This is a genomic window from Flavimaricola marinus (assembly GCF_900184895.1).
GTDB classification, from domain to species: domain Bacteria; phylum Pseudomonadota; class Alphaproteobacteria; order Rhodobacterales; family Rhodobacteraceae; genus Flavimaricola; species Flavimaricola marinus.
Window position 1 is genome coordinate 293,669 of the sequence record NZ_FXZK01000002.1, and the last position, 23,498, is coordinate 317,166.

At 64.4% G+C, this 23,498-nt stretch carries 23 protein-coding genes; 7 read left to right on the plus strand and 16 right to left on the minus strand.

What is annotated here, in order from left to right; all coding sequences use genetic code 11:
- Window positions 1–13 precede the first annotated feature (13 nt).
- On the plus strand, window positions 14–1,183 hold the full coding sequence (gene argE / locus LOM8899_RS08235; RefSeq protein WP_093991722.1) for an acetylornithine deacetylase: 1,170 nt from the start codon (window positions 14–16) through the stop codon (window positions 1,181–1,183).
- Here argE and LOM8899_RS08240 read toward each other — a convergent pair.
- The 10 genes from LOM8899_RS08240 to LOM8899_RS08285 all read right to left on the minus strand — a co-directional run bounded on the left by LOM8899_RS08240 (window position 1,175) and on the right by LOM8899_RS08285 (window position 8,892).
- Window positions 1,175–2,107 carry a LysR family transcriptional regulator gene (locus tag LOM8899_RS08240; RefSeq protein ID WP_093991723.1) on the minus strand — a complete coding sequence of 311 codons (933 nt, stop codon included), beginning with the start codon at window positions 2,105–2,107 and terminating at the stop codon, window positions 1,175–1,177. The genes argE and LOM8899_RS08240 overlap by 9 nt on opposite strands.
- Before the next feature lie 37 nt (window positions 2,108–2,144).
- Window positions 2,145–2,819 carry a DUF1028 domain-containing protein gene (locus tag LOM8899_RS08245; RefSeq protein ID WP_093991724.1) on the minus strand — a complete coding sequence of 225 codons (675 nt, stop codon included), beginning with the start codon at window positions 2,817–2,819 and terminating at the stop codon, window positions 2,145–2,147.
- The gene (locus tag LOM8899_RS08250; RefSeq protein WP_093991725.1) at window positions 2,816–3,232 is read right to left on the minus strand and encodes a RidA family protein; all 417 of its coding nucleotides are present in this window, start codon (window positions 3,230–3,232) and stop codon (window positions 2,816–2,818) included. Before LOM8899_RS08250 ends, LOM8899_RS08245 begins: the two co-directional genes overlap by 4 nt.
- Before the next feature lie 15 nt (window positions 3,233–3,247).
- Window positions 3,248–4,414 carry a LysR substrate-binding domain-containing protein gene (locus tag LOM8899_RS08255; protein ID WP_093991726.1) on the minus strand — a complete coding sequence of 389 codons (1,167 nt, stop codon included), beginning with the start codon at window positions 4,412–4,414 and terminating at the stop codon, window positions 3,248–3,250.
- Window positions 4,415–5,935, minus strand: coding sequence for a 4-hydroxyphenylacetate 3-hydroxylase family protein (locus LOM8899_RS08260; RefSeq protein ID WP_093991875.1), 1,521 nt, complete (start codon window positions 5,933–5,935; stop codon window positions 4,415–4,417).
- Window positions 5,936–6,133: 198 nt separating this feature from the next.
- Window positions 6,134–7,015, minus strand: a complete 882-nt coding sequence (locus LOM8899_RS08265) for an MBL fold metallo-hydrolase (protein ID WP_093991727.1) — start codon at window positions 7,013–7,015, stop codon at window positions 6,134–6,136.
- 19 nt (window positions 7,016–7,034) lie between these two features.
- Window positions 7,035–7,472 (minus strand): DUF6691 family protein, encoded by a 438-nt coding sequence (locus tag LOM8899_RS08270; protein WP_093991728.1) that lies wholly within the window; start codon window positions 7,470–7,472, stop codon window positions 7,035–7,037.
- 3 nt (window positions 7,473–7,475) lie between these two features.
- Window positions 7,476–7,910 (minus strand): YeeE/YedE family protein, encoded by a 435-nt coding sequence (locus LOM8899_RS08275; RefSeq protein WP_093991729.1) that lies wholly within the window; start codon window positions 7,908–7,910, stop codon window positions 7,476–7,478.
- On the minus strand, window positions 7,907–8,122 hold the full coding sequence (locus LOM8899_RS08280; protein ID WP_093991730.1) for a YgaP family membrane protein: 216 nt from the start codon (window positions 8,120–8,122) through the stop codon (window positions 7,907–7,909). The genes LOM8899_RS08275 and LOM8899_RS08280 overlap by 4 nt, the downstream gene beginning before the upstream one ends.
- 89 nt (window positions 8,123–8,211) lie before the next feature.
- Complete coding sequence (locus tag LOM8899_RS08285) at window positions 8,212–8,892, minus strand: Crp/Fnr family transcriptional regulator (RefSeq protein ID WP_093991731.1); 681 nt, start codon at window positions 8,890–8,892, stop codon at window positions 8,212–8,214.
- A gap of 45 nt (window positions 8,893–8,937) precedes the next feature.
- Between LOM8899_RS08285 and LOM8899_RS08290 the strand changes: the two genes are divergently transcribed.
- Window positions 8,938–9,540 carry a globin domain-containing protein gene (locus LOM8899_RS08290; RefSeq protein WP_133064993.1) on the plus strand — a complete coding sequence of 201 codons (603 nt, stop codon included), beginning with the start codon at window positions 8,938–8,940 and terminating at the stop codon, window positions 9,538–9,540.
- Window positions 9,524–11,344, plus strand: coding sequence for a putative bifunctional diguanylate cyclase/phosphodiesterase (locus LOM8899_RS08295; protein ID WP_093991733.1), 1,821 nt, complete (start codon window positions 9,524–9,526; stop codon window positions 11,342–11,344). The genes LOM8899_RS08290 and LOM8899_RS08295 overlap by 17 nt, the downstream gene beginning before the upstream one ends.
- Here LOM8899_RS08295 and glpK read toward each other — a convergent pair.
- The 5 genes from glpK to LOM8899_RS08320 form a co-directional block, all read right to left on the minus strand.
- Window positions 11,331–12,824, minus strand: a complete 1,494-nt coding sequence (gene glpK, locus LOM8899_RS08300) for a glycerol kinase GlpK (protein WP_093991734.1) — start codon at window positions 12,822–12,824, stop codon at window positions 11,331–11,333. The two genes, LOM8899_RS08295 and glpK, sit on opposite strands and share 14 nt — an antisense overlap.
- Before the next feature lie 75 nt (window positions 12,825–12,899).
- The gene (locus LOM8899_RS08305) at window positions 12,900–13,625 is read right to left on the minus strand and encodes an RlmE family RNA methyltransferase (protein WP_093991735.1); all 726 of its coding nucleotides are present in this window, start codon (window positions 13,623–13,625) and stop codon (window positions 12,900–12,902) included.
- Between the two features lie 203 nt (window positions 13,626–13,828).
- Window positions 13,829–14,896 (minus strand): methyltetrahydrofolate cobalamin methyltransferase, encoded by a 1,068-nt coding sequence (locus LOM8899_RS08310; protein WP_093991736.1) that lies wholly within the window; start codon window positions 14,894–14,896, stop codon window positions 13,829–13,831.
- 3 nt (window positions 14,897–14,899) lie between these two features.
- A complete protein-coding gene (locus LOM8899_RS08315; RefSeq protein ID WP_093991876.1) occupies window positions 14,900–15,829 on the minus strand; it encodes a methylenetetrahydrofolate reductase in 930 nt (309 codons plus the stop codon).
- 28 nt (window positions 15,830–15,857) lie between these two features.
- On the minus strand, window positions 15,858–16,154 hold the full coding sequence (locus LOM8899_RS08320) for a virulence factor (protein ID WP_093991737.1): 297 nt from the start codon (window positions 16,152–16,154) through the stop codon (window positions 15,858–15,860).
- A 308-nt stretch (window positions 16,155–16,462) separates the two neighbouring features.
- Between LOM8899_RS08320 and LOM8899_RS08325 the strand changes: the two genes are divergently transcribed.
- Window positions 16,463–17,575 carry a Ppx/GppA phosphatase family protein gene (locus LOM8899_RS08325; protein ID WP_093991738.1) on the plus strand — a complete coding sequence of 371 codons (1,113 nt, stop codon included), beginning with the start codon at window positions 16,463–16,465 and terminating at the stop codon, window positions 17,573–17,575.
- Window positions 17,576–17,836: 261 nt separating this feature from the next.
- Here the strand turns inward: LOM8899_RS08325 and LOM8899_RS08330 are convergent, their stop codons facing one another.
- The gene (locus LOM8899_RS08330) at window positions 17,837–19,498 is read right to left on the minus strand and encodes an alpha-amylase family glycosyl hydrolase (RefSeq protein ID WP_093991739.1); all 1,662 of its coding nucleotides are present in this window, start codon (window positions 19,496–19,498) and stop codon (window positions 17,837–17,839) included.
- Window positions 19,499–20,029: 531 nt separating this feature from the next.
- Between LOM8899_RS08330 and LOM8899_RS08340 the strand changes: the two genes are divergently transcribed.
- From LOM8899_RS08340 to LOM8899_RS08350, 3 genes are read left to right on the plus strand one after another with little or no spacing between them, the layout of a single operon-like run.
- Window positions 20,030–21,070: a LacI family DNA-binding transcriptional regulator gene (locus LOM8899_RS08340; protein WP_093991877.1), complete on the plus strand. Its 1,041-nt coding sequence runs from the start codon at window positions 20,030–20,032 to the stop codon at window positions 21,068–21,070.
- A gap of 60 nt (window positions 21,071–21,130) precedes the next feature.
- A complete protein-coding gene (locus tag LOM8899_RS08345; protein WP_093991741.1) occupies window positions 21,131–22,456 on the plus strand; it encodes a GH1 family beta-glucosidase in 1,326 nt (441 codons plus the stop codon).
- Between the two features lie 14 nt (window positions 22,457–22,470).
- On the plus strand, window positions 22,471–23,442 hold the full coding sequence (locus LOM8899_RS08350) for a glucokinase (RefSeq protein WP_093991742.1): 972 nt from the start codon (window positions 22,471–22,473) through the stop codon (window positions 23,440–23,442).
- The last annotated feature ends 56 nt before the right edge of the window (window positions 23,443–23,498 follow it).

Here is a 23,498-nt window from a genome sequence, read left to right on the forward strand (position 1 = left end):
CGGAGCGAGCCCTTTGACCAGCCATCCCAGCAGCGTCGATATCCTGTCGAGGCTGATCGCCTTTCCGACGGTCAGCGCCGATCCCAATCGCGCGCTGATCGACTATGCCGCCGAGATGCTGCGCGGTCTGGGGGCCGACGTGCGGATCATTCCGGACGCGTCGGGCCATAAGGCGAACCTTTTTGCCACCATCGGTCCATCGGATCGCCCCGGCGTGATGCTGTCGGGCCATACCGACGTGGTCCCCGTCGAGGGGCAGGATTGGACCGTGCCGCCATTCGAGCTGACCGACCGCGACGGCAAGCTCTATGGCCGGGGCGCTGCGGATATGAAGGGCTTTGTCGCCTGTGCGTTGCGGGCGGCTCATCTGGCGGCAGAGCACCCGCTGGTCACGCCCCTGCACCTGGCGCTGTCCCATGACGAGGAGATCGGCTGCATCGGCGTGCATTCCTTGCTCGACATGCTGGCGGCGGCGCCGTTTCGCCCGGCGATGTGCATCGTGGGCGAGCCGACCGGGCTGGCGGTGGCCACCGGCCACAAGGGCAAGACCGCGCTCCAGGTGACCTGCACCGGCCGCGAGGCGCATTCGGCGCTGGCCCCGATGGGGCTGAACGCGATCCACCTTGCCGCCGACATGATCGCCGCGATCCGGGCCGAACAGGCGGCCATCATCGCCGGCGGTCAGACGGATGCCGATTATGACGTGCCCTATACCACTCTGCACGTGGGCCGGATCGACGGCGGCGTGGCGCTGAACATCGTGCCGAACCAGTGCCACTTTGCCTTCGAGATCCGCAATCTGGCGCAGGACGATCCGCAGTCGATCCTTGCCCGGTTGCAGGCGGCGGCAGAAGCGATCGTGGCCCCGTTGCGCGATGATTTTCCCGAGGCGGCCATCGAGATCGCGACGACGAATGCCTATCCGCCGCTCGGCACCGATACCGGGGCGGAGGTTGTCCGCTTCGTCAAATCGCTGACCGGGGCGAATGGCACGATCAAGGTGGCCTTTGGCACCGAAGGCGGGCTGTTCGATCAGCGCCTTTCCGTGCCGACCGTGATTTGTGGCCCCGGCTCCATGGCGCAGGGACACAAGCCCGACGAGTTCGTCACCCGCGCCCAGATCGACGGCTGCGATGCGATGCTGGCCGAGTTGGTCAGTCGTCTACAGGCGGGCCTAGTCTAGCGGGGCCATGCCCGGAAGCCCCTCGGCCTGCACCCGGTCGCGCACATGATCGTGGAACGCGGCGATGATCCGCGACCGGTGGTCGGTGGCCTTGGTCGCCAGCCCCACGACCATCGGCCTGTGGTCGCCCAAGAGCGGCAGGAAGGCCAGCTTTTCACCATCCGGCGCGAGCGTCGTCTTGGTCCGCACGTTGATCAGCCCAAAACCGAATCCGTTGGCGACAAGGCTGCGCGCCACGGCAAGTTCCGAGGTGCGCTCGGCGATGTTGGGCCGCAGACCCGCGCTTTGGAACATCGACAGGAAGTATTCGCGGCTGTGCGGCATGTCGAGCAGCACCATCGGCTCCAGCGCGAGGTCTTCGAGCCCGATCGCGCTGTTCTCGGCCAGGGGGTGATCGGCGGCGAGCATCACATAGGGCGGCAGAGAGGCCAGCGGCTCGAAGGTGATGTCCTTGGGGATTTCCAGATCGTAGGTGATCGCCACGTCGATCTCGGCCCGGTCGAGCATCCGCAGGAGCGCCACCTGATGCCCCTCGAACAGGCTGACGCTGGCGCCGGGATGTGCCGCCTCGAACGTCCGCCGGATCGAGGCGCTGAGCAGGGGCGCCAGCGTGCTGAGGCTGCCCACAGAGATCGGCCCGCGTGCGTTGTCGGTGATATCGAGCGCGATATCGGTCAGCGCCGCCGCGCGGGCGAGGATATCCCTTGCCTCGTTGAAGATCCTCTGCCCGCCGGGGGTCAGCGACAGCCCGTGGGCATGCCGCCGCACGAAGAGCTGCACGCCGAATTCCGCCTCCAACTGGCTGATCGCCGCAGAGATCGACGGCGAGGAGACGTTGATCCGCTGGCTGGCGAGCGCAATGCTGCCCGCCTGGCCGACGGCGACGATGTATTCGAGCTGGCGAAAGGTGTAACGCAGGGGCATGCCCAATCCTTGGTCGGACCGGGCGACCGGTTCAAGCCTAATCGTCGCCGGGAACGCCGTAGGACGGCGCTCCGGAGGGGTCGAGCGCCCGCTGGACGTAATCGGCCAGTTGCGGCTTGTAGACCTCCCACGCGGCGGCGACGGCCTCGATCGGGCACTCCGTCGTCCAGTCGCAACGCAGGTCGGCCACCGGCCACGCGACACGGTCGCAGAGTTGCAGACCGGCGGAATGGACCGGCCCCGCCTCGCCGCCGGCCGCTAGCCCGGCACGCAGCGCCGCGATCAGCCGGTCGCCGAGGTGGCCGGTGGCGGCCTCGAAGGCGCTGACGATGGCCTGCGGGACGCCGTCATTGGCCAAAAGGTTCCCCGCCGACAGGACATCGCGCCCGGCGGCGTCTGTCCAGATCCCCAGCGAATTGGGGCCGGAGTGGATCGCGGTGCGCCCCTGCGCGTCGATGGCGAGGACCTGTCGATAGGCCATGTGCGGCTGCTCGGCCTGAAGACGGGCGACGGCATCGGGCGCGGAGAGCCCCTGCCCCATCAGGTCGAGCGCCTTTGGCCCAAGGGTCGGGTCGGTGATGTTCTGGCTCGCCACGGCCCCCACACCCGCCCGGGTATAGGCGCAGCGGGCCGCCACGGCGGGCGACGAGGACGAGATCGCGATGCCGAACATCCCCGTGTCGGCGCATCGGGCCACCAGTGAGAAGGTCATTCCGGTATCACCGCCGTGCCATCGATCTCGACCAGCCAGTCGGGGCGGGCCAGCGCGCTGACCACCAGCCCGGTCGAGACGGGGTGGACGCCCCTGATATACTCGCCCATCGTCCGGTAGACCGCCTCGCGGTGCCGCACGTCGGTGATGTAGACGACGACCTTGACCAGATGCTCCATCTCGCCGCCCGCCTCCTGCAGCAACTGCCGGATGTTCTGCATGACCTTGTGGGTCTGCTCCACCGGATCGTGGCTGTCGATGTTCTTGAAATCGTCTAGGTTCTGCGGGCACTGGCCGCGCAGATAGACCGTCTTGCCGCCACGGGTGACGACCGCCTGGCAGAGGTCATTGTCGAGTTTCTGTTCGGGATATGTGTCGCGCGTATTGAACTTGCGCAGGCGTTCGTGGGCCATTGGTTCCGGGTCCGATCACAGTTCGTGTTCAAAGAGTTCGCGGCAGAGGAAGCTGAACGCCTCGGCCGATTTGGGCAGAGTTTTGCCGGCAATCGAGGCGAGCACAATCCGGCTTGGCGGCACCTTGTCGCGCAATGGCTTGGTCAGAAGCGGATGCCCGTCATAGCTGACATCGGCGGCCGGTCTCGTGGCCAGAAGTGCAAAGCCCAGCCCCTGCCCGACCAGCCCGCGCACCATCTCGAAGGAGGCGGATTTGTAGGCCACCTCCGGTGGCCCCTCTGTCCCTTCGAAGAGCGACAGAAAATAGGCGCTACTGGGCGGCGATTCGAGAAGCACCATCGGATGCGCCCGCAGCTCTGCCAGCGAGATATCCGCCTGCCCAGCCAGCGGATGATCCGGCGACAACAGCACATAGGGCGAGAGCTCGCGCAGAAGCGCGGTGTCGATCTCCTCCCCCATGTCGAAATCATACATCAGGGCAAGGTCGACCTCGCCCGCCTTGAGGCTTTCCAGCAGACGGCGCTGATCGCCCTCGACCAGATCGACGCTGAGGCTGCGCGATTTGGCCAGCGAGGCGATCATCGCCGGCAAGAGGAACGGCCCGAAGGTGTGAAAGCACCCGATGCGGAGCGCCGTCCCCTGCGCCTCTTGGCCCGCCCTGAGCGACGCGACCGGCGCGATCGGGCTTGGCCGCCCGTAGGCCCGGTTGGCATAGATCAGTGCCGAGCCGCGCGGGGCGACGAAGAGATCGACCACCTCTCCGATAAACACGTGATGCGTGCCGACCCGCTCGGCGCTGACGATCCGGCAGTCGAAGGCCACGAGCGGATCGACGACCCGCGGTGCGCCGGTGGTCATGGTCGCCCACTTGGCGCAGTCGAACTTGTCCGCCACATCCTCGCGGAACCGTCCGGCGAAGGTGTCGGAGATGTAGCTTTGATCGTCGCGCAGCACGTTCACGCAGAACACTCCGTTCTGGATGATCGTATCGGCCGCCGGGCTGAGGTGGTGCACGCAGACCAACAACGTCGGCTTTGGCGTATCGGCAGAGACCGAGGACATGGCCGACACGGTGACCCCTGCCCGCCCGGCCGGCCCGTCCGTCGTCACCACGTTGACGGTGGCGGCGGCATAGCTCATCCCGGCCAGAAAGCGGTCGCGCAGGGTGGGCGTCTCGGCCACCTATTCGGCCGCTTTGCGCAGGGCGTCGCCGTAGTATTTCAGCACCGCACTGTCGCCGTCCTTGGGCGCGATCCCGTCCATCACCCGATCCGACAGGTCGGCGCCGTTCTTGACGAAATTCAGCGGGCCGTCCCAGTCGAAGTTGCGGTAGACCGCGCCCGATTGCGCAAAGGGCGGCGATTGCGCGAAGAGCTGGAAGGTCAGCCGATGTCCGGCGTAGTCGGAATTGAGCAGGTCGCGGGCGAAGGCGAGCAGCTTGCGCCGGTCTTCGGCCACCCAGCGATCGTTGATGGTATAGTATTTGTCCATCCACGGCTTGGTCTCGGGGTTTTCGAACATCGCCACGTTGGGGGTGACGCAAATCTGGCCGCCGCAGAGCTCTCGGGCGATGTGCATCATCGCGGGAAGGTTGTTCAGCGCGTGGCAGCGCCCGGTCATCATGAGCGACTGGTTGGGCATCATCAGCCCGGCGGGCGAGCGTTCGGCCAGCGCGATGGAGGCGGTCAGATGCGCGTTGATCCCCTCGCGCCAGATCGCCAGTTGCGAGAGCTTTTCCTGCACGGCGGGTTGCTTTTCGAGCCCGGTCTGCCGGGCGTTGAACAGCGCCGTGCCGATCATCTGGTCGGCCTGCTTCAGCGTCCGCTGGACGAAGGCAAAGGCCGAATAGCGGTGCAGCGTCGCCCGGATGAAACTCGCCGCCTTGGTGTGCCTGTAGAACAGCACGTTTTCCCAAGGGATCAGCACGTTGTCAAAGATGACGATGGTGTCGACCTCGTCGAACCGGTTGGTGAGCGGGTAGTCGCGTGCATCCCCCCGTGTGCCCGCAAAGCCGCCCCGGCAGAGGAACTTCAACCCCGGAGAGCCGAGATCGCAGATGAAGCCCACGGCATAGTCGGACAGCTCGGCGTTGCCCCAATTGGCGATGGTGGGCTTGGTGAAGGCCTGATTGGCATAGGCCGCGGCCGTCTCGTATTTCGCGCCGCGCACGATGATGCCGGCGTCGGTTTCCTTGACCACATGGAGCAGCATGTCCGGGTCCTGGTCCTGCGGCGCCAGCGAGCGGTCGCCCTTGGGATCGGTGTTGGCCGAGACGTGGAACGGGTCGCCCTTGAGCACCTTGCCGATATGCGTCTCGATGTTCTTGGCGAACTGCGGGTCGACCTCGTTCAAGACATCGGTCCCGTCATAAAGCGACCACATCTCGCCCACGGTTTCGTCGCCCACGCGGGTGACGACGCCGCCCACATCCTCGAGCACGGCATCGGTGGCGCGTCGTTTGGCCCACCAGTCGTCTTGGGTATAGGGCAGCGCGTTACCCACGGCGTTGACCTCGCCGTCCTGGGTGACGGTCATCACATCGGCGGTGGCCGGGTCGTGCTGCATGTCGTAGATCCGCGCCCGGATATCGACCAGAGGCTTGAACATCGGGTGCGTGGTCACGTCCTTGACCCGCTCTCCGTTCATATAGACGTCGCGATTGTCCTGAATGGACCGGCGGTAGTCGTCCCCTGTTCTGATCATAAGATGCGCTCCAGTGCTGGCCTGACCCGTGTTGCCACGAGTGTTGGCGGCAATGCGCGACACCATAAAGCAACCAATGCCGCAGCCTTGCTTCGCGGCAGGCTAAGCAGCGCGGTCCCCGCCGTCGATGCACCCGTCGCGCTCAACGAAATAGGACCGGCCAATCGCTTGGCCGGTCCTTTTGGGAAGGTTCGAGGGTCAGAGCCCGTTGATCGGCACCTTGAGCACCGGATTGCCCTTTTCGTCGCGTGGGACGGTGCCTGCCCGCATGTTCACCTGCAGAGACGGGATGATCAGCTTCGGCACGGCGAGCGTCGCGTCGCGCTCGGTGCGGAACTTGATGAAGTCCTCGCGGGTTTTGCCTTCGCCGACGTGAATGTTGTGCTTCTTCTCTTCGCCCACCGTGGTTTCCCACTGGATGTCGCGGCCGTTCGGGCCGTAGTCGTGGCACATGAACAGGCGCATCTCGTCGGGCAGGCTCAGCACCTTCTGGATGCTGTCATAGAGCACCCCTGCGTCGCCGCCGGGGAAATCGGCACGGGCCGAGCCTCCGTCCGGCATGAACAGCGTGTCGCCCACGAAGGCGGCGTTGCCCATGATATGCACCATGCAGGCCGGCGTGTGACCGGGAGTTTCGATCGCCCGGGCCTCCATGTTGCCGATCATGTAGGTGTCGCCGTCCTCGAACAGCTTGTCGAACTGCGAGCCGTCACGCTGGAACTCGGTCCCTTCGTTGAAGATCTTACCGAAGGTCTCCTGCACCACCATGATCTTGGAGCCGACGCCGATCTTGCCGCCCAGCTTTTGCTGGATGTAGGGCGCGGCACTCAGGTGATCGGCGTGAACGTGGGTTTCGATGATCCAGTCGAGCGTCAGCCCTTTGGATTCGATCTCCGCGATCAGATTGTCGGCGTGATCATAGGTCAGCCGCCCGGCCGCGTAGTCGATGTCCATGACGCTGTCGATGACGGCGCAGTGGTTGCTCGACGGATCGCGGACGATATAGCTGATCGTGTTCGTGGCCTCATCGAAATAGCCTGAGACCTCCGGGACGAGGTCCATATTGACTGGGATAGTCATGGTGTGCCTCCGTTTCAGTTCATGAGTTGCTTTGCAGCCGCCTCAGCGGCAGGTTCTTGAGCCAGAGCCCGGCAATGATACCGACAACCATCGCCCCGACAAAGAGGATGACCGATCCCTGCCCGGTGCCGAGGGCCGGCAATGCGCCGCCGGGGCAGAATCCTGCGATCCCCCAGCCGATCCCGAAGACCACCGAACCACCGATCAGTTGTCCGTCCAGATCGCGCCGGGTCGGCAGCACGAAACCGGGGCCGAACACCGGACCGGGCCGCTTGAGCACGTATTTGTAGCCAAAGAATGTCACGACCAGAGCGCCGCCCATCACGAAGGCGAGGCTTGGATCCCAAGTCCCGGCGAAGTCGAAGAAGTTGATCACCTTGGCCGGGTTGGCCATGCCGGAGATCGAGATCCCGATCCCGAAAACGAGCCCGATCAGGTAGAGTACGACGAATTTCATGGCTCAGGCTCCGATCACGTGACGCAGGACGAAAACGGTGACCGTTGTCGCCAGCATAAAGGTTGCCGTGGCGGCAATGGAGCGCGGCGAGAGGCGCGCCATCCCGCAGACCCCGTGCCCGGAGGTGCAGCCCGACGAGAACGTCACACCGACGCCGACGAGAAGTGCTCCGACGACGATCATCACCGGAGTGACCGGCACTTCCACGGCGGGCATCTGCCCGGTGAACAGCATCACCGCCAGCGGACCGCTGACCATGCCAGCCAGAACGGCGGCACGCCACGCCCAGTCTTCCTTACTGGCCGGTTGCATGAACCCGGCCAGAATGCCCGTGGCGCCCATGATCCGGCCGGCAAAGCCCATCAGCATGACCGAAGCGATGCCGATCAGTGCGCCCCCGCCCAAGGATTGCCACGGAGTAAATACGGTTTCCATCATGATACCTTGCAGGTTTGAATGCCAAAGAGAGTGTAGAGCGGACAGAACCGCATCGTTGCCGTGGCCAGCATCACCAGCCCGACGATGATCGAGGCGACCGTTGCCCAGCCCGCGTCGAACACCGCCAGCCCGCTGAGGAACGGGGCGCCGATCAGAACCACGCCCACGACGATCCTTATCGCCCGATCAAGTGTGCCAACATTGATGGCCATGTCAGTTTCTCCTTCATACTGTTGCCACCATGTATGCCTGACAGGGGCAAAAGATACGGTGACATAGTCACCAAGGACGAAAATTCCTGTCAGGCGCTGCTTTCGGCCAGCCGGACAAGGGACTCGGGCTCCAGAATATCCACCCGGCCGCGCGATTGGTTGATCCAGCCCCGGCGCTGGAATTCCTGCAACTGGCGCGAAATCACTTCGCGTGCCGTGCCCAGCTCGACCGACAGCTTCTGGTGCGTCGTGGCCACGGTATCGGCCCCGTCCGACAGTTCGACCAGCTTTTGCGCCAGCCGCATGTCGATGCGCTGAAACGCCACCTCGTCGATCATCTGGAACAGCCCGGTGATCCGCTTGGCAAAGGCCGCAAAGACGAAATTCCGGAACGATTGCGATTGCGCGACCAGATCGTCGAACACCGCACGCGGCACGGCGGCGGCCTTGATCGGGGTCTCCGCGATCCCTTCGGCGGAATAGTCTTCGAAGGCAAGCAGGCAGGCGGTCGTCAGCACGCAGCTCTCGCCGGCATGGATCCGGTAGAGCACGATTTCCCGCCCGGTGTCGGAGACCTGCTGCACCCGCACCGTCCCGTCGAGCAGGAAGAGCATGTTTTCGGGCGACTTGCCCGGCCCGAAGATCAGCGACTGCGCCGGCGCCTCGATGATCGTGCTGCGCGAGACCAGCGTCTCCTTGGTCTCCTTCGACAGCCTTGAAAGGCCGGCAAACCGTTCGATCCAGGCGGTCTCTGGCGCGGTATTGATCATGGTGCATCCCCGAATGCGGCACAAAGCCTGTTAAGGATATGGTCCGTGCGCCGCCTCATGTCCACCACCGCGCCCGACACCGCGCCCGACACGGTGCGCGAGATCGTCCGGGCCTGCGCCTTCGATATGCGGAAATTGCATGCGGTTGGTAACCAGTCGTTTGCACTGCTCGGCTATGGTCCTTCGATACATATGCATCCGAGGCACCAAAAGATGACAGCGACAGCGCCCGAAGATCCGATAGACCCGACGCTCATTCGAATCGCGGCCGAACGGCTGGCGCAAGCGCCGATTCCGTCGACCAACGCCTTCTATGCCAAGCTCTTTCAGGTGGCCCCGGTGATCCGGCCGCTGTTTCCCGAGGAGATGTTCCAGCAAAGCGAGAAGCTCTGGAATTCGATCGTCGCGGTCGTCGAATATGCCGAGGATCTGGATCGCCTGCGCCCGCTCCTGCGCGAGATGGGCGCCCGGCACGTCGCCTATGGGGCCACCCCGGCCTATTACGACGCGGTTGTCGATACGCTGCTGGAAACCATCGCCATGACCATGGCCGATGATTGGACGCAGGAACAGGAACGGGCTTGGGCGCATGTGCTGCGCCGCGTCGCGGACATGATGATAGAAGGCGCCCATGAAGCAGCTGCGTGACCTCGATTCGCAGAAACTGCATCTGCAATCCCTGACCGAAGACCTGCACCGCTTGTCCGCCAATGCGTTGCGGTTGCGCAGTCTGGCGCATCAGGCGGGCCTCGTGGTGATGGCGGCGGGCTTGAACCTGCCCAATCCGCGCAGTCGCCCGGCCGAGATCCGGCGGATCATGCGCGAGGTCGAAGCCACTCTGGCCGATATGCGCGCCGCCGAGCTGACGGTTCTGCCGCGGGTCGGATCGGAAAGCCGCCAGCATATCGCCGATGCGCTGTCGCCCGAGGCACTGGCGCCCTTCGATCAACTTCTGGTGCAACTCGGTCAGTTCAACGTCGATACGGCGAACCTGCGCGAAGGCCGCGACCTCAGCCGCGCCGAGCTGTTCCGGTTCATCTCGGACGAGCTCGAAGCCGCGGTCAGCGCCGTCGAAAAGGCGGCGAGCTCTTCGTTGACCGGGGCGCGCACCGAAGACACCAATCTCGCCTTCGTGGACGATCTGACGGGGCTGCCCAACCGTCGGGCACTCTACAAGCTCGCGGACGAACGCTGGTCGCGTCAAGGCACCGGCCGGGCGCTTACCCTGATGCGACTGGACCTCGACCTTTTCAAGCAGATCAACGACAGCTTCGGACACGCGGCGGGCGATTACACGCTCCAGCGGGCCGCCCAGATCATGCAGTCACAGCTTCGGGCCAAGGATTTCGTCGCCCGCATGGGGGGCGACGAATTCGTCATGGCCTTCTGCGGCGAACTCAGCCCCGAAACGGTGACGCTCCGCGCCCGGAAGATCATCGAGAAGATCAGCGAACCGTTCGACTACGACGGGCAGACCTTGACCAGTTCGATCTCGATCGGGATCGTCAACATCCGTCCCGGCGAACCGATGGGTCTGGACCGGATGCTGCACAACGCCGATCTGGCGCTCTATGCGGCCAAGACCAACGGCCGGGCGCAATGCCATTTCTACACCTCCGACCTGCGCACCCGGCATGAAACCAACGAAACCCTGACGGCGCAGATCTCGGCGGGTCTGCAGCGTGGCGAGTTCGTCCCGTATTTCCAGCCGCAGGTCGACGGGCGTTCAGGTGCGCTCGTCGGGCTGGAGGCGCTGGTTCGCTGGTGTCACCCCGAACGCGGCGTGCTGACCCCCTACCATTTCCTCGATGCCGCGCGTGAGAACGGGCTGCTGGAAGCACTCGACGAACAGATCACCTTGGCGGCCGTCACCGCGCTCAAGGAATGGCGCATGCAGGGGCTCGTCGTGCCGCAGGTGTCGATCAACATCTCGGCGCAACGATTGACGAAATCGATGCTCGGCAAGGAACTGGCCGCAATGGTGACGGACGCCGGCCTGTCGATTGATTCCATCGGGCTGGAAATCCTCGAAAGCGCGATGATCGAATCCGGCAGCGTCGAGATGATCGAAACCGTCCGTCAGCTCTCCAACGCGGGCTTCAAGCTGGAGCTGGACGATTTCGGCACCGGGCACGCCTCGATCGCCAACCTGCGGCATTTCAAGGTCAACAGGATCAAGATCGACCGCTCCTTCATCAAGGACATCCACCTGCATACCGATCTGAGCAAGATCACCGCGGCGATGATCGGGCTGGCCCACTCCCTGCGCATCGACGCCCTTGGCGAAGGCGTCGAGACACCGGAAGAACGGCTCATTCTCAATGCCTTGGGCGTCGATCACATTCAGGGATTCGGCGTCGCCCGGCCGATGCCCAAGGACGAGGTCGAAGGCTGGATCCGGCGGACGCAGACGAAACGGGTCTTGCCGCCGCGACCGGCTATGACCGGCTGAGCGTGCGCCCGATGGCGTCTTTCCATCCAGCGATGCGTCGTTCCCGGTCTTCGGAGGGCATCTTGGGCGAGAACCGCCGATCGAGCGCCCAGCTTTGTGCGAAACCGGCCTGATCGGGATAGACACCCGCGCGCATCCCCGCCAGCCAAGCCGCGCCAAGCGCGGTCGTCTCCAGAATGGCGGGGCGATCCACGTCGGCGCCGATGATGTCGGAGAGGAATTGCATCGCCCAATCCGAGGCGCTCATCCCTCCGTCCACCCGCAAGACCGCCTCGCCGCTGGTCGCGCCGTCCCAGTCGGAATGCATCGCCTCGAGAAGATCGGCGGTCTGGAACCCCACGCTTTCCAAGGCCGCCCGCGCGAATTCGGCCGGGCCGGAGCTTCTCGTCAGGCCATAGACCGCCCCACGCGCATCCGGATCCCAATGCGGAGCCCCCAGCCCGGTGAACGCCGGCACGAGATAGAGCTCTTGCGTGGGATCGGCCTTTTCGGCGAGCGCCTGCGTCTCTGACGCATGGTCGATCACACCCAGCCCGTCGCGCAGCCACTGCACCACGGCACCGGCGATAAAGATCGAACCTTCAAGGGCATAGGTCGGCTTTCCATCGAATTGGTAGGCGATCGTCGTCAGCAGCCGGTTCCGCGAGGTGACCGGGGTGGAGCCGGTGTTGAGCAAGGCGAAACAGCCCGTGCCATAGGTGGATTTGAGCATCCCCGGCTCGAAACAGGCCTGCCCGATGGTGGCGGCCTGTTGATCCCCGGCGACCCCGAGGATGGGAAGCGGACTGCCAAAGAGATCGGGCGTCGTTTCCCCGAAATCGGCGGCACAATCCTTGACCTCGGGCAGCATCTCCATGGGGATGTCCAGCCGCGCGCAGATGTCCGCGTCCCACGCACCCGACTTGATGTTGTAGAGCATGGTCCGCGCCGCGTTGGTCGCATCGGTCACATGGGCGGCGCCACCGGTCAGCTTCCAGATCAGGAAGCTGTCGATGGTACCGAACAGGATGTCACCTTTGGCGGCCCGCTCCCGCGCGCCCTCGACCTCGTCAAGCAGCCAGGCGACCTTGGTCGAAGAGAAATAGGGATCCAGCAAAAGGCCCGTCTTTTCCGTCACTTCCGCCTCAAAGCCCTCCTGCCTCAGCGTGGCGCAAACCTCGGCGGTCCGGCGATCCTGCCAGACGATCGCGTTGTGGATCGGCTCGCCTGTCGACCGGTCCCAGAGCACGACGGTTTCGCGTTGGTTGGTGATTCCGATCGCGGCGATGTCGGCGGCAGAGATATCGGCCTTGGCAATCGCGTCGCGGCAGGTATCGACCACGGTTTGCCAGATCTCATCGGCATCATGTTCGACCCAGCCCGACCGGGGGAAGTGCTGGGCGAACTCCTGCTGCGCGCTGGCGACGATCTTCATCGCGCTGTCAAAGACGATCGCGCGGCTGGACGTTGTGCCTTGATCGATGGCGAGAATATGGGTCATAGCGGGCCTCCCGACGCTGTTTGGGAGGCAGATTGACGGTGGGCGACGCGCAATGCAAGGGGTCGGGAGACGACTTTAACTTTCACCCCTAAAGCCTGTCGCCACAACAAATTTCTCGGAGCTGTCAGAGCGTGACGCCGGCGGTTTGACATTCACGACCTTGGTGAAGTTCTGCTTGAGCCGCTTTTGCAGATCGCCTTCGGCGCCGCCCGCGAGAACCTTGGCCACGAACGTCCCGCCCGGAGTGAGCACGTCGAAGGCCAATTCCGCCGCGGCCTCGCAGAGCGCCATGATCCGGTTGTGATCGGTTTGCTTGTGCCCCGAGGCGGAGGCGGCCATGTCGGACATCACCACGTCCGCCGGCCCGTCAAGCCATTGTTTGACAAGCAGATCCGCGTCGCTTTCCATGAAATCCAGCACGTGGATCTCGGCCCCCGGCACCGGCTCGACCTCTTGCAGGTCCAGTCCGATGATCCGACCTACGGCTTTGCCGGACTTCGTCCCCAGCGCGTTGATCCGGGGCACGGCCACTTGCAGCCAGCCCCCCGGGGCGCAGCCGAGATCCACGACCCGTGCGCCGGGCACGAGGAACCGGAATTTGTCGTCCAACTCCATGATCTTGTAGGCTGCTCTGCCACGCATCCCCTCATTCTGGGCGCGTTGCACGTAGGGGTCGTTGAGCTGGCGTTGCAGCCAGAGCGTCGACGACATTTTGCGGCCGCGGGCCGTCTTGACCTTGACGGTCAGATCGCGCTGACCGCGTCCGGAGGTGTTCTTTTTCTTTGCAGGTGGTTTGGCCATGGCTGATCTATGCCGCGGAACGCCTGTGATGCAAGTCTTAACGGCGGAAATCGCCCGCGGCAGGCCGTCGGTCTCGCATCGGTAGCACGGCGGTGTCGGTTTCGGTGGGCGCAGACCGTTAACGCCGCTTGGAGTAGAGGGTGCGGAGGGGGCGCTGCCCCCGTGCTGCGCACCCCCCGGGATATTTTCGACCCAAAGAAGGGTCAGCGGCGGCCCCGGCGACCGGTCCGCGCGCGGCCTTCGCCTTCTGCCACGGGGGGCCGGTTGAACCGGATCCATTCGGCACCGGACGGGTCGTTGTCGGTGAGGAAATTGGCGGCGCGGATCGCGGCCATTTCGGACCCGGCGCGGGGCTTTGTGCTGCCCATCCCCATCAGCGCGACGAAGGTTTCGTCGTCGATGTCGTCGGGAATGGTGATGCCCTTGGCGGCGAGCTCGGCCTTCTTCTCGGCGATTTTCGTGGGCGTGACGGCCACGGCGACCGGGTTCATGATCGCCGACGTCATCCCGGAGGCCATCGCCATCGGCAGGAAGGCGTTGTTGATCCCGTGCCGGTTGGGCAGGCCAAAGGAGATGTTGGAGGCGCCGCAGGTGGTGTTGACGCCGAGCTCTTCGCGCAGACGCCGGACCAGGGTGAAGACCTGAAGACCGGCGGTGCCCATGGCTCCGATCGGCATGACCAGCGGGTCGACCACGATGTCATGCGCGGGGATGCCGTAATCCGCCGCCCGCTCGACGATTTTCTTGGCGACGGCGAAGCGCACTTCCGGATCCTCGGAAATACCGGTGTCGTCGTTGGAGATCGCCACGACGGGCACGTTGTATTTCTTGACCAGCGGCAGGACGAGCTCGAGCCGCTCTTCCTCGCCGGTGACCGAGTTGAGCAGCGGCCGCCCTTCGCAGGCGGCCAGCCCGGATTCGAGCGCGCCGGGGACCGAGCTGTCGATGCAGAGCGGCACGTCGACGATGGCCTGCACCCGCGCGATGAGTTCCTTCATCAGCGGCGGCTCGACGAAGTTGTTGTCGGCATAGCGCGGGTCTTCGGCCATCTTGTTGGTGAAGACCGCGCCGGAGTTGATGTCGAGCACCGTGGCACCGGCGGCGACCTGTGCTATGGCATCGGCCTCGACGGTGGAGAAATCGCCCTGCTCGAGCTCTGCCGCGAGCTTCTTGCGCCCGGTGGGATTGATCCGCTCGCCGATCACGCAGAACGGCTGGTCGAAGCCAATGATGGCGGTTTTCGTTTTCGATTCAACGACAGTGCGGGTCATATCTTATCCTTGGATGGCGGCCGGGGTGCCGGAGGCGCCGCCGTGTTCGGCGGTCCAGGTCGCGTTTGTCTTGATCCCGCCGAGCGGGAAAAAATGGACCTGCTCGATCCCGAAATCGGGGTTGGCGGCTTTGTGGGCGGCCAGATCGTGCAGAATGTCGGTCGGCTCGTAGGGGAGCAACAACTTGGTCACGTCCATAGCCCGCTTTTGCAGGACCCGCAACGAAGGCCCGACCCCGCAGGCGATGGCGAACTTGATCAGCGTCTGCAATTTGGCGGGGCCCGCGATGCCGATATGGACGGGCAGCGTGATCCCCTCGGCCTGAAGCCGGTCGACCCAGGCGATGACCGGTGCCGCCTCGAAGCAGAACTGCGTGGCCAGCGCCATCTGCGCGTCGGTCGTTTCGGAAAACTTCTGCTTCCAGCGCAGCGCGTCCATCACCGCCCGGTCGGAGCCGTCGGGGTCGATGTCCTTGTTGCCCTCGGGATGCCCCGCGACATGCAACCGCTTGAAGCCCGCCTTGTCGAAGAGCCCGGTCTCCATCAACTGCATCGAGCAGTGGAAGTCACCCTGTGGTTCGGCCACGCCACCGGCCAGCAGCAGCGCCTGATCGACACCGGCTTCGCCCTGATAGCGGGCGATCCAGTCCCCCAGCGTCGCCGCATCCTTGATGATCCGGGCCGGAAAGTGCGGCATCACCGGAAAGCCGTCATCGGCCAGCCGTTTGGCGGTGGCGACCATATCCTCGATCGGCGTCCCGTCGATATGGGCGATATAGACCCGCGTTCCCTTGGGTAGGAGCGCCGTGAAATCCTCGACCTTTTCGGCCGTCCGCGGCATCACCTCGATCGAGAAGCCGTCCAGAAACGCCTCGACGGAGGCAGAGCGATAGGCGGGCTTTTCGGCGCGCTTGCGAAACGGCAACAGGGACATCACGGCCTCCTTTATGCGGGCGATTGGGTTATGCCCGACCATCATTGTCAATCAGCGCCTTGAGGCGTGTCTTATCGTATTCCGCCTCGATCCGGGCGGCCTCGGCGGTGGCGACCTCTTGCGCATCACCGGCGACCTCGACGGGGTCGGCTTTGCGCCATTCGGCCAGGTAGTCGTCGGTGCCCGCGGCTCCGGTCTTCATCGCGGCCCGGTCGATGGCCTGCTCGAACCGCTCGGAGAGCTGGATCTTGCTGGCGTTACGCCCTTTGCCCACGATCACCTGAGCCGGGATGTCGCGCCAGTAGACGATGGTGACCAGTGCCATGTGATTCCCTCTGGGTTCGGGCCGCTTCAGCGCCCTCTTACGTGCGTCGGACCGATTGTCGCGGCACAATTTCGACATCGCGGACGCAAGCAGCGACCGCGTTTCATTTTCGCGGCCGTTATGTCAGCCATGTCCCGGCCCGGCCAGTGCCTTGTGCCCTCTATATATTCATGACGATGATGCGCTTGGTTCATCCGGCGCCCTGCCCCGTGCCCTGCCCTGCGTCGTGTCTTCGTGATGCGACAGAGCTTGCGCGGCGGCGACATGCCGCCTACGTTCGAAACAACTCGAAATCGGAGGGCGTAAAGATGGCGCCCAAGCGTCCCAAGCGCGCGGGCGCGTTCCCGAAAGCGGTCGAAAGCCCCGCGCCTACTCCGCCTGATTCCGCGTCGCTCTATGCGGCACTGGATCTGGGCACAAACAGCTGCCGGATGTTGATTGCCCAGCCGAAGGGCAACCAATTCCACGTGGTCGACAGCTTTTCCAAATCGGTCCAGTTGGGGCACGGTCTGGAAAGTTCCGGGCGCTTGTCCCGAGCCTCGATGAACCGCACCATCGGGGCGTTGCGGATCTGCAAGCAGAAGCTGGGCCGGCACAATGTCTCGCATATGCGCCTCGTCGCCACCGAGGCCTGTCGGCGCGCGCGTAACGGCGCGTCGTTTCTGGCGCAGGTGCAGCGCGAGACGGGCATGAAGCTGGAGATCATCGAGCCGGAGGAAGAGGCCCGTCTGGCGGTCATCTCCTGCGCGCCCCTCGTCTCCGTGCGCACCGAGCAGTTGCTCGTCGTGGATATCGGCGGCGGCTCGACCGAACTCGTCTGGATCGATCTGACCAAGGTGCCTGCCCGCGAACGGCCGCGCGCCATCATGCGCCTGCATTCCGGCTTCACCGCCGATCCCGGCCCCTTTGCCGCGGCCAAGGTGGTGGACTGGATCTCGGTGCCTCTGGGCGTGGCGACGCTGCGCGATCAGTTTCAGGATGTCGAAGACGACAGCGCCCGCTTTGCCTTGATGAGCTGGTTTTTTGAGGAAAACCTGAGCGCCTTTGCCCCTTCGGCGGCCGCACAGGCCCGCGAAGGGTTTCAGATCATCGGCACCAGCGGCACCGTCACCACGGTCGCCGCCAGCCATCTGGGGTTGAAGCGCTATGACCGCACCAAGGTCGACGGTCTGCGGATGACCAGCGATCAGATCGACGCCGTGATCCGCGACTACCTGTCCCTCGGGCCAGAGGGGCGCCGCACCGATCCGCGCATCGGCCGGGACCGTCAGGCGCTGATCATGTCCGGCTCGGCGATCCTGCAGGCACTGATGCGGCTCTGGCCGACGGATCGGTTGTCGGTGGCCGACCGGGGACTGCGCGAGGGGCTGCTCTATGCGCAGATGAGCGCCGACGGTGTCTTGGAAGACGGCCCCTACTAGGCCATCGCCCCGCCCGCCGCACAGGTGACGGCCGGCCGAGAGAACCGGCATGGCGGCTTCTTTTGGCCCCAAATACGGAAATCCCTCCGTCGCCGCCGATGCAACGCCGGGCCGTCTGAACACGACGACCCGACACGGCCGACCGACCCGCGCTGCGGCAGAGCAGCACCCGGTCCGATGGCCCCCAGAACGAATGCTCTGTCCCACGAGGTCGTTGGCTCATCGGTCGGCCCGAAGGCGGCCGACCAATAGGGCCGCGCTCTAGCCCTCCTGCTTGAGAGCGATGCAGTACTCCCACGGGCCGAGCCGCAACTGGGCATACTCGCGGATCGCGACACCGTTGAGATCCTCCGCGATATTCGTCCAGTGCCCCTCCGGCGCATCTATGTCGACCGTGAGTTCGCCGAGGTTGAACGCGCAATAGACCTCCTTGCCCTCCCAGCGGCGGACAAAGTGGACGACCTCACCGATCTGTTCGAGGTCCTCGAAGGTGCCGCGCGCCAGCGCCGGGTGGTCGTGGCGCAGCGCGATGGCCGCCCGGTAGTGGTGCAAGACCGAATGTTCGTCCTCCTCCTGAACGGAGACCGACCGGCCGAGGTGTTCCGGGGCGACGGGCAGCCAGGGCTTGGCCTCGGAGAACCCGCCATAGGAATTCGACGGCTCCCAGACCATCGGTGTCCGGCAGCCGTCCCGGCCCTTGAATTCTGGCCAGAACTGGATGCCGTAAGGATCCTGCAGATCCTCGAAGGCCACGTCGGCCTCGGCAAGCCCCAGCTCCTCGCCCTGATAAAGGCAGACCGATCCGCGCTGGCAAACCAGGAGCGTGGCATAGGTCTTGATCGCCGGCGGCGACAGATGCCAGCGCGTCACGTGCCGGATCGTGTCATGGTTGGACAGCGCCCAGCACGGCCATGCCTCGGGCGCCTCTTCGTTGAGCTTGGTCTGCATCGCAACCAGATCGCCCGCCGCCAGCAGCTTGGGCTGGAGCATCTCGAACGAATAGCACATCTGCACCTTGTCACCGCCGGAGGTGTATTCGGCCATGATCTCCAGCCCGCGTTGCGCATCGCCAACTTCACCGACGGCGACCGCGCCGTATTCGTTCAGCACCTCCCGGAATTTCTTGAGAAACCCGAGGTTTTCCGGCTGGTTCTTGGAATACAGATGCTCTTGCCAGTTGTACGGGTTCACCGAGGGCGCGATGGAATCGTTGCGCATTTCCGGCGGACAGGCCGGATTGTCGCGCAATTCCTTGTCGGCGTAATAGAAATTGATCGTGTCGAGCCGGAATCCGTCGACCCCCCGCTCCAGCCAGAACCGTTCGACGTCGAGAATCGCATCGACCACTTCGGGGTTGTGAAAGTTCAGATCCGGCTGCGAGGTCAGGAAATTGTGCAGGTAATACTGCATCCGGGTCCCGTCGAACTGCCACGCAGAGCCACCGAAGATCGACAGCCAGTTGTTTGGCGGCGTGCCGTCGGGCTTGGGATCGGCCCAGACATACCAGTCGGCGGTCGGGTTGTCCCGGCTTGTCCGGCTCTGCTCGAACCACGGATGCACGTCCGAGGTGTGGCTGAGCACCAGATCGATGATCACCCGCACCCCGAGGGCGTGGGCCGCCTCGACCACGGCGTCGAAATCATGCAGATCCCCGAACATCGGATCGACGTCGCAATAGTTGCTGACGTCATAGCCGAAATCCTTCATCGGAGAGGTGAAGAACGGGCTGATCCAGATCGCATCCACGCCGAGGCTGGCGATATAGGGCAGTCGCTGGGCGATGCCGCGCAGATCGCCGACGCCGTCGCCGGTGCTGTCCTGAAAGCTGCGCGGATAGATCTGATAGATCACCGCCCCCCGCCACCAGTCCGGATCCCGGACCAGTGCGGATTTCTTTGCCGTTTCGACGTTCACTTTGGTCATAGCAGGTGCCTTTTGTTCTCGGACCCGGCCAATATGCCGTGGGCGAGGTAACTCTACATCAGAAAACCATAGCCGCCGCTATGGTCCGCGAGACATGGGGTCGGACTGTCATCCCGGCCCGGTCGGTGCGACATGCGTCCAGACCGCCCATGATCTGTCCGGCCGCGTCGTCGCCGAGCACGAGGCTGCCCGGGACGGGCCGCCAGTGGCATCGCGACGTGCCGGCGCCGCAGGCCTTGCCCGCCGCGCCACAGCCATGGATTGCGTCTTGATCATGGATCGCCCTCTTCCCTGCGCCGCAGTCGGCGCGATTCCGGCTTTACACGCGTCGGAACCGGATTCAAAGCGCTTTGAAGCACTGCCCTCGTTGCCGCCGTTCCCATGTCTGCCGACGACGGTCGCGGCGCCCCTCGCAATCCGCAAGCACTTCGCAGGTGCAGCATGCCGCCACGTCGCTCCGCCTTTGACGGACAGTGCTTTCCATGTTTAGGATTGCCGACCGAACTGAAAGCGTATTGCGTCCCGCACCATATGAATCTGAAACAGCTGTCGAAAACCCTTGGCCTGAGCCAGACCACCGTGAGCCGGGCGCTGAACGGATATCCGGAGGTGAGCGCGGCGACCCGGATTCGCATCGAGAAAGCGGCACGCGACCACAACTACACCCCCAATATCCGCGCCAGAAGCCTCGCCACAGGGCAGGCGCTCGCCATTGGCCACGTCATTCCCGTCGCCACCAGAAACGAGATCATGAACCCGGTCTTTGCCGATTTTATATCCGGTGCCGCCACCACCTATTCCAAACACGGCTACGAGCTGTTGTTGTCTCTGGTCGAGGACGGTGACGAAGAGGCGACCTATCGCAAGCTCAAGTCGCGAGCTTCGGTCGACGGCGTGATGATCCATTCGCCACAGATGGTGGATCCGCGGGTCAGCCTGCTCAAGGAGATCGGTCTGCCCTTTGCGGTGCACGGGCGCGTGTCGACCCTCGAGACGCCCTATTGCTGGCTCGACGTGAACAACCGCGCGGCGTTTCGCAGGGCCACGGATTACCTGCTTGATCTGGGACACAGGCGGATCGCCTTGATCAACGGCATCGAAACCCAGGACTTCGCCTATCAGCGGCGCAGTGGCTTTCAGGACGCGATGGCCGCGCGCGGTCTGCCCATCGACCCCGCGCTGATGCGCGCCAACGAGATGACGGAAGAAATCGGATACCGCGCGATCAGGGAGATGCTCGCCCTGCCCCGGCCACCCACCGCCGTGATGACCAGTTCGATGATCACCGCCATCGGCACCCGGCGCGGCATCGAGGACGCGGGCCTGATCATGGGCCGCGACGTGTCGGTGCTGACCCATGACGACGAGTTGTCATACTTTCAGAACGGCGGCGAGACGCCGATCTTTACCTCGACCAGATCGTCGGTGCGCGAGGCCGGACGCCGGTTGGCAGAGCATCTGATTTATCATATCAACCACCCTGACGATCCTCCTCCGCAAGAGCTTTTGGATGCAGACCTGCGTGTTGGCAAATCGACCGGTCCGGTTCCTGCCACACGCATCGCCTCCTGAGACCGCTCTCGCGCAATCATGAAAGACCGCTCGCCAAGCCGACCTCTCAAAGGACAGACCATGGACTTCAAACGCTCGGATTTTCCGCAGGACTTCATCTTCGGAGCCGCCACCGCCGCGTATCAGATCGAAGGCAGCAGCTTCGGTGGCGCGGGATCGTCGCATTGGGACACCTTTGCCGCCACGCCGGGCAATGTGCTGCGGGCCGAAGACGGTGCGATCGCCTGCGACCACTATCACCACTATGAAGAAGACCTCGATCTGTTGCCCGCCGCCGGCCTCGGCGCCTACCGGTTTTCGACCTCGTGGGCGCGGGTCATGCCCGAAGGCACCGGCAAGCCGAACCAGGAAGGTCTGGATTTCTACGACCGCCTCGTCGATGCGATGCTGGCCCGCAATCTGAGCCCGTATCAGACGCTGTATCATTGGGATATGCCTTCGGCGCTGGCCGATCGGGGCGGCTGGACCAATCCCGACGTGGCCAAGTGGTTTGCCGACTACGCCGAAGTGATCACCAACAAGATCGGCGACCGCGTCCATTCCATCGCCACGGTGAACGAGCCGTGGTGCGTGGCGTTTCTCAGCCATTTCCTCGGCATTCACGCCCCCGGCCTGCGCGATATCCGCGCCGCCGCCCGCGCGATGCACCACATCCTGCTGGGCCACGGCACCGCGATGCAGCGCCTGCGCGAGATGGGCCAGAACAACATCGGGATCGTGCTGAATTTCGAACATACGATCCCGGCCGACGACAGTGCCGGATCCGCCCGCGCGGCCGACCTGCACGACCAGATCATCAACCGCTGGTTCATCGAAGCCATCACCAAGGGCCGCTATCCCGAGGATGCGCTGGCCGGGTTCCTGCCCCATATGCCAAAGGGTTGGGAAGAGGACCTCAAGCTGATTTCCAAGCCGATCGATTTTCTGGGCGTCAACTACTACACCCGCAACCTGTTTGCCGAAGACCCGACGATGCCGTGGCCGTCGATGAAGCTGGTCGAAGGCCCATTGCCCAAGACCCAGATGGGCTGGGAGATCTATCCCGACGGGCTGCACACCGTCCTGACACGGATGGCGCGGGACTACGTCGGCGATCTGCCGATGTTCGTCACCGAGAACGGCATGTCATGGGACGACCAGATCGAGAACGGTGCCGTCTACGACCCGGTGCGCGAATCCTATCTGGACGATCACATTCAGGCGACGCTGCGCGCCCTCAAGGACGGCGCCAACATGAAGGGTTACTTCTGCTGGTCGCTGCTCGACAATTATGAATGGGCCTTGGGCTACGAGCGCCGCTTTGGCCTTGTCCACGTGGATTTCGAAACCCAGAAGCGGACGCCCAAGGCGTCGTATCACGCGCTCAAAGCCGCTCTGGCCCGTTGATCGAAAGGCGCCCCATGTCACACGCTCCGAACACCCTGTCGCTCGTCGCGGATATCGGCGGAACCAATACCCGCGTGGCGCTGGCCGATGGGCCGAAAGTGCTCACCGAAACGATCCGTCGCTATGCCAACAGCGAGTTTCCGGGCCTTGAATCGGTCCTGCGCAAATATGTCGAGGACGAAGGCGGCGTCGATGCCAAGGCGGCCTGTGTCGCCGTGGCCGGGCCCGTCCGGGACGGCCGCGCCACGATGACCAACCTCGACTGGACCATCGACAAGACCACGCTGTCCCGCGCGGCCAACGCCGAAACCGTCTCCATTCTCAATGACTTGCAAGCCCAAGGTCATGCATTGGGTCATCTGGAGGCGGACAAGGTCCGCACCATCATCCCGTTCCCCGAAGCCTCCGATCACGCCGCCAAGCTGGTCATCGGCGTCGGCACCGGGTTCAACGCCGCGCCGGTGTTCGAGCTGGAGCCCGGTCGTCTGGTCGCCCCTTCCGAGAGCGGCCACATCAACCTGCCCGTCCAGACCGAGCAGGACATGAGGCTCGCCCAGTATGTCTCGACGGCGCATGGCTTTCCCTCGATCGAGGACGTTCTGTCGGGCCGCGGGCTAGAGCGCGTCTACGCGTTCCTGGGCCATGAGGCCAACGACCCGCGCGAGCGCCGCGCCGCCGACATCATGCAGGCCTGTGCGGATGGCTCGGACGAGCGCGCTACCGAAGCGGCCAACGTCTTTACCCGGATGCTGGGCAGCGTCGCCGGCAATCTGGCCCTGATCCAGCTGCCCTTCGGCGGGGTCTACCTGGTCGGCGGCGTCAGCCGGGCCTTTGCCCCCTATCTCAACGATTTCGGCTTTGCGCAGGCGTTCCGCGACAAGGGCCGTTTCGCGGGCTTCATGGGCAATTTCGGCGTGGCTGTGATCGAGGACGATTATGCCGCGCTGACCGGCTCTGCCGCGCATCTGGTCAGCCTCGGCGCCTGACCGAGGCCCCGTGCCCGCCTACGAAAAAGGCCGCCCCCTCCGGGCGGCCTTTTGCA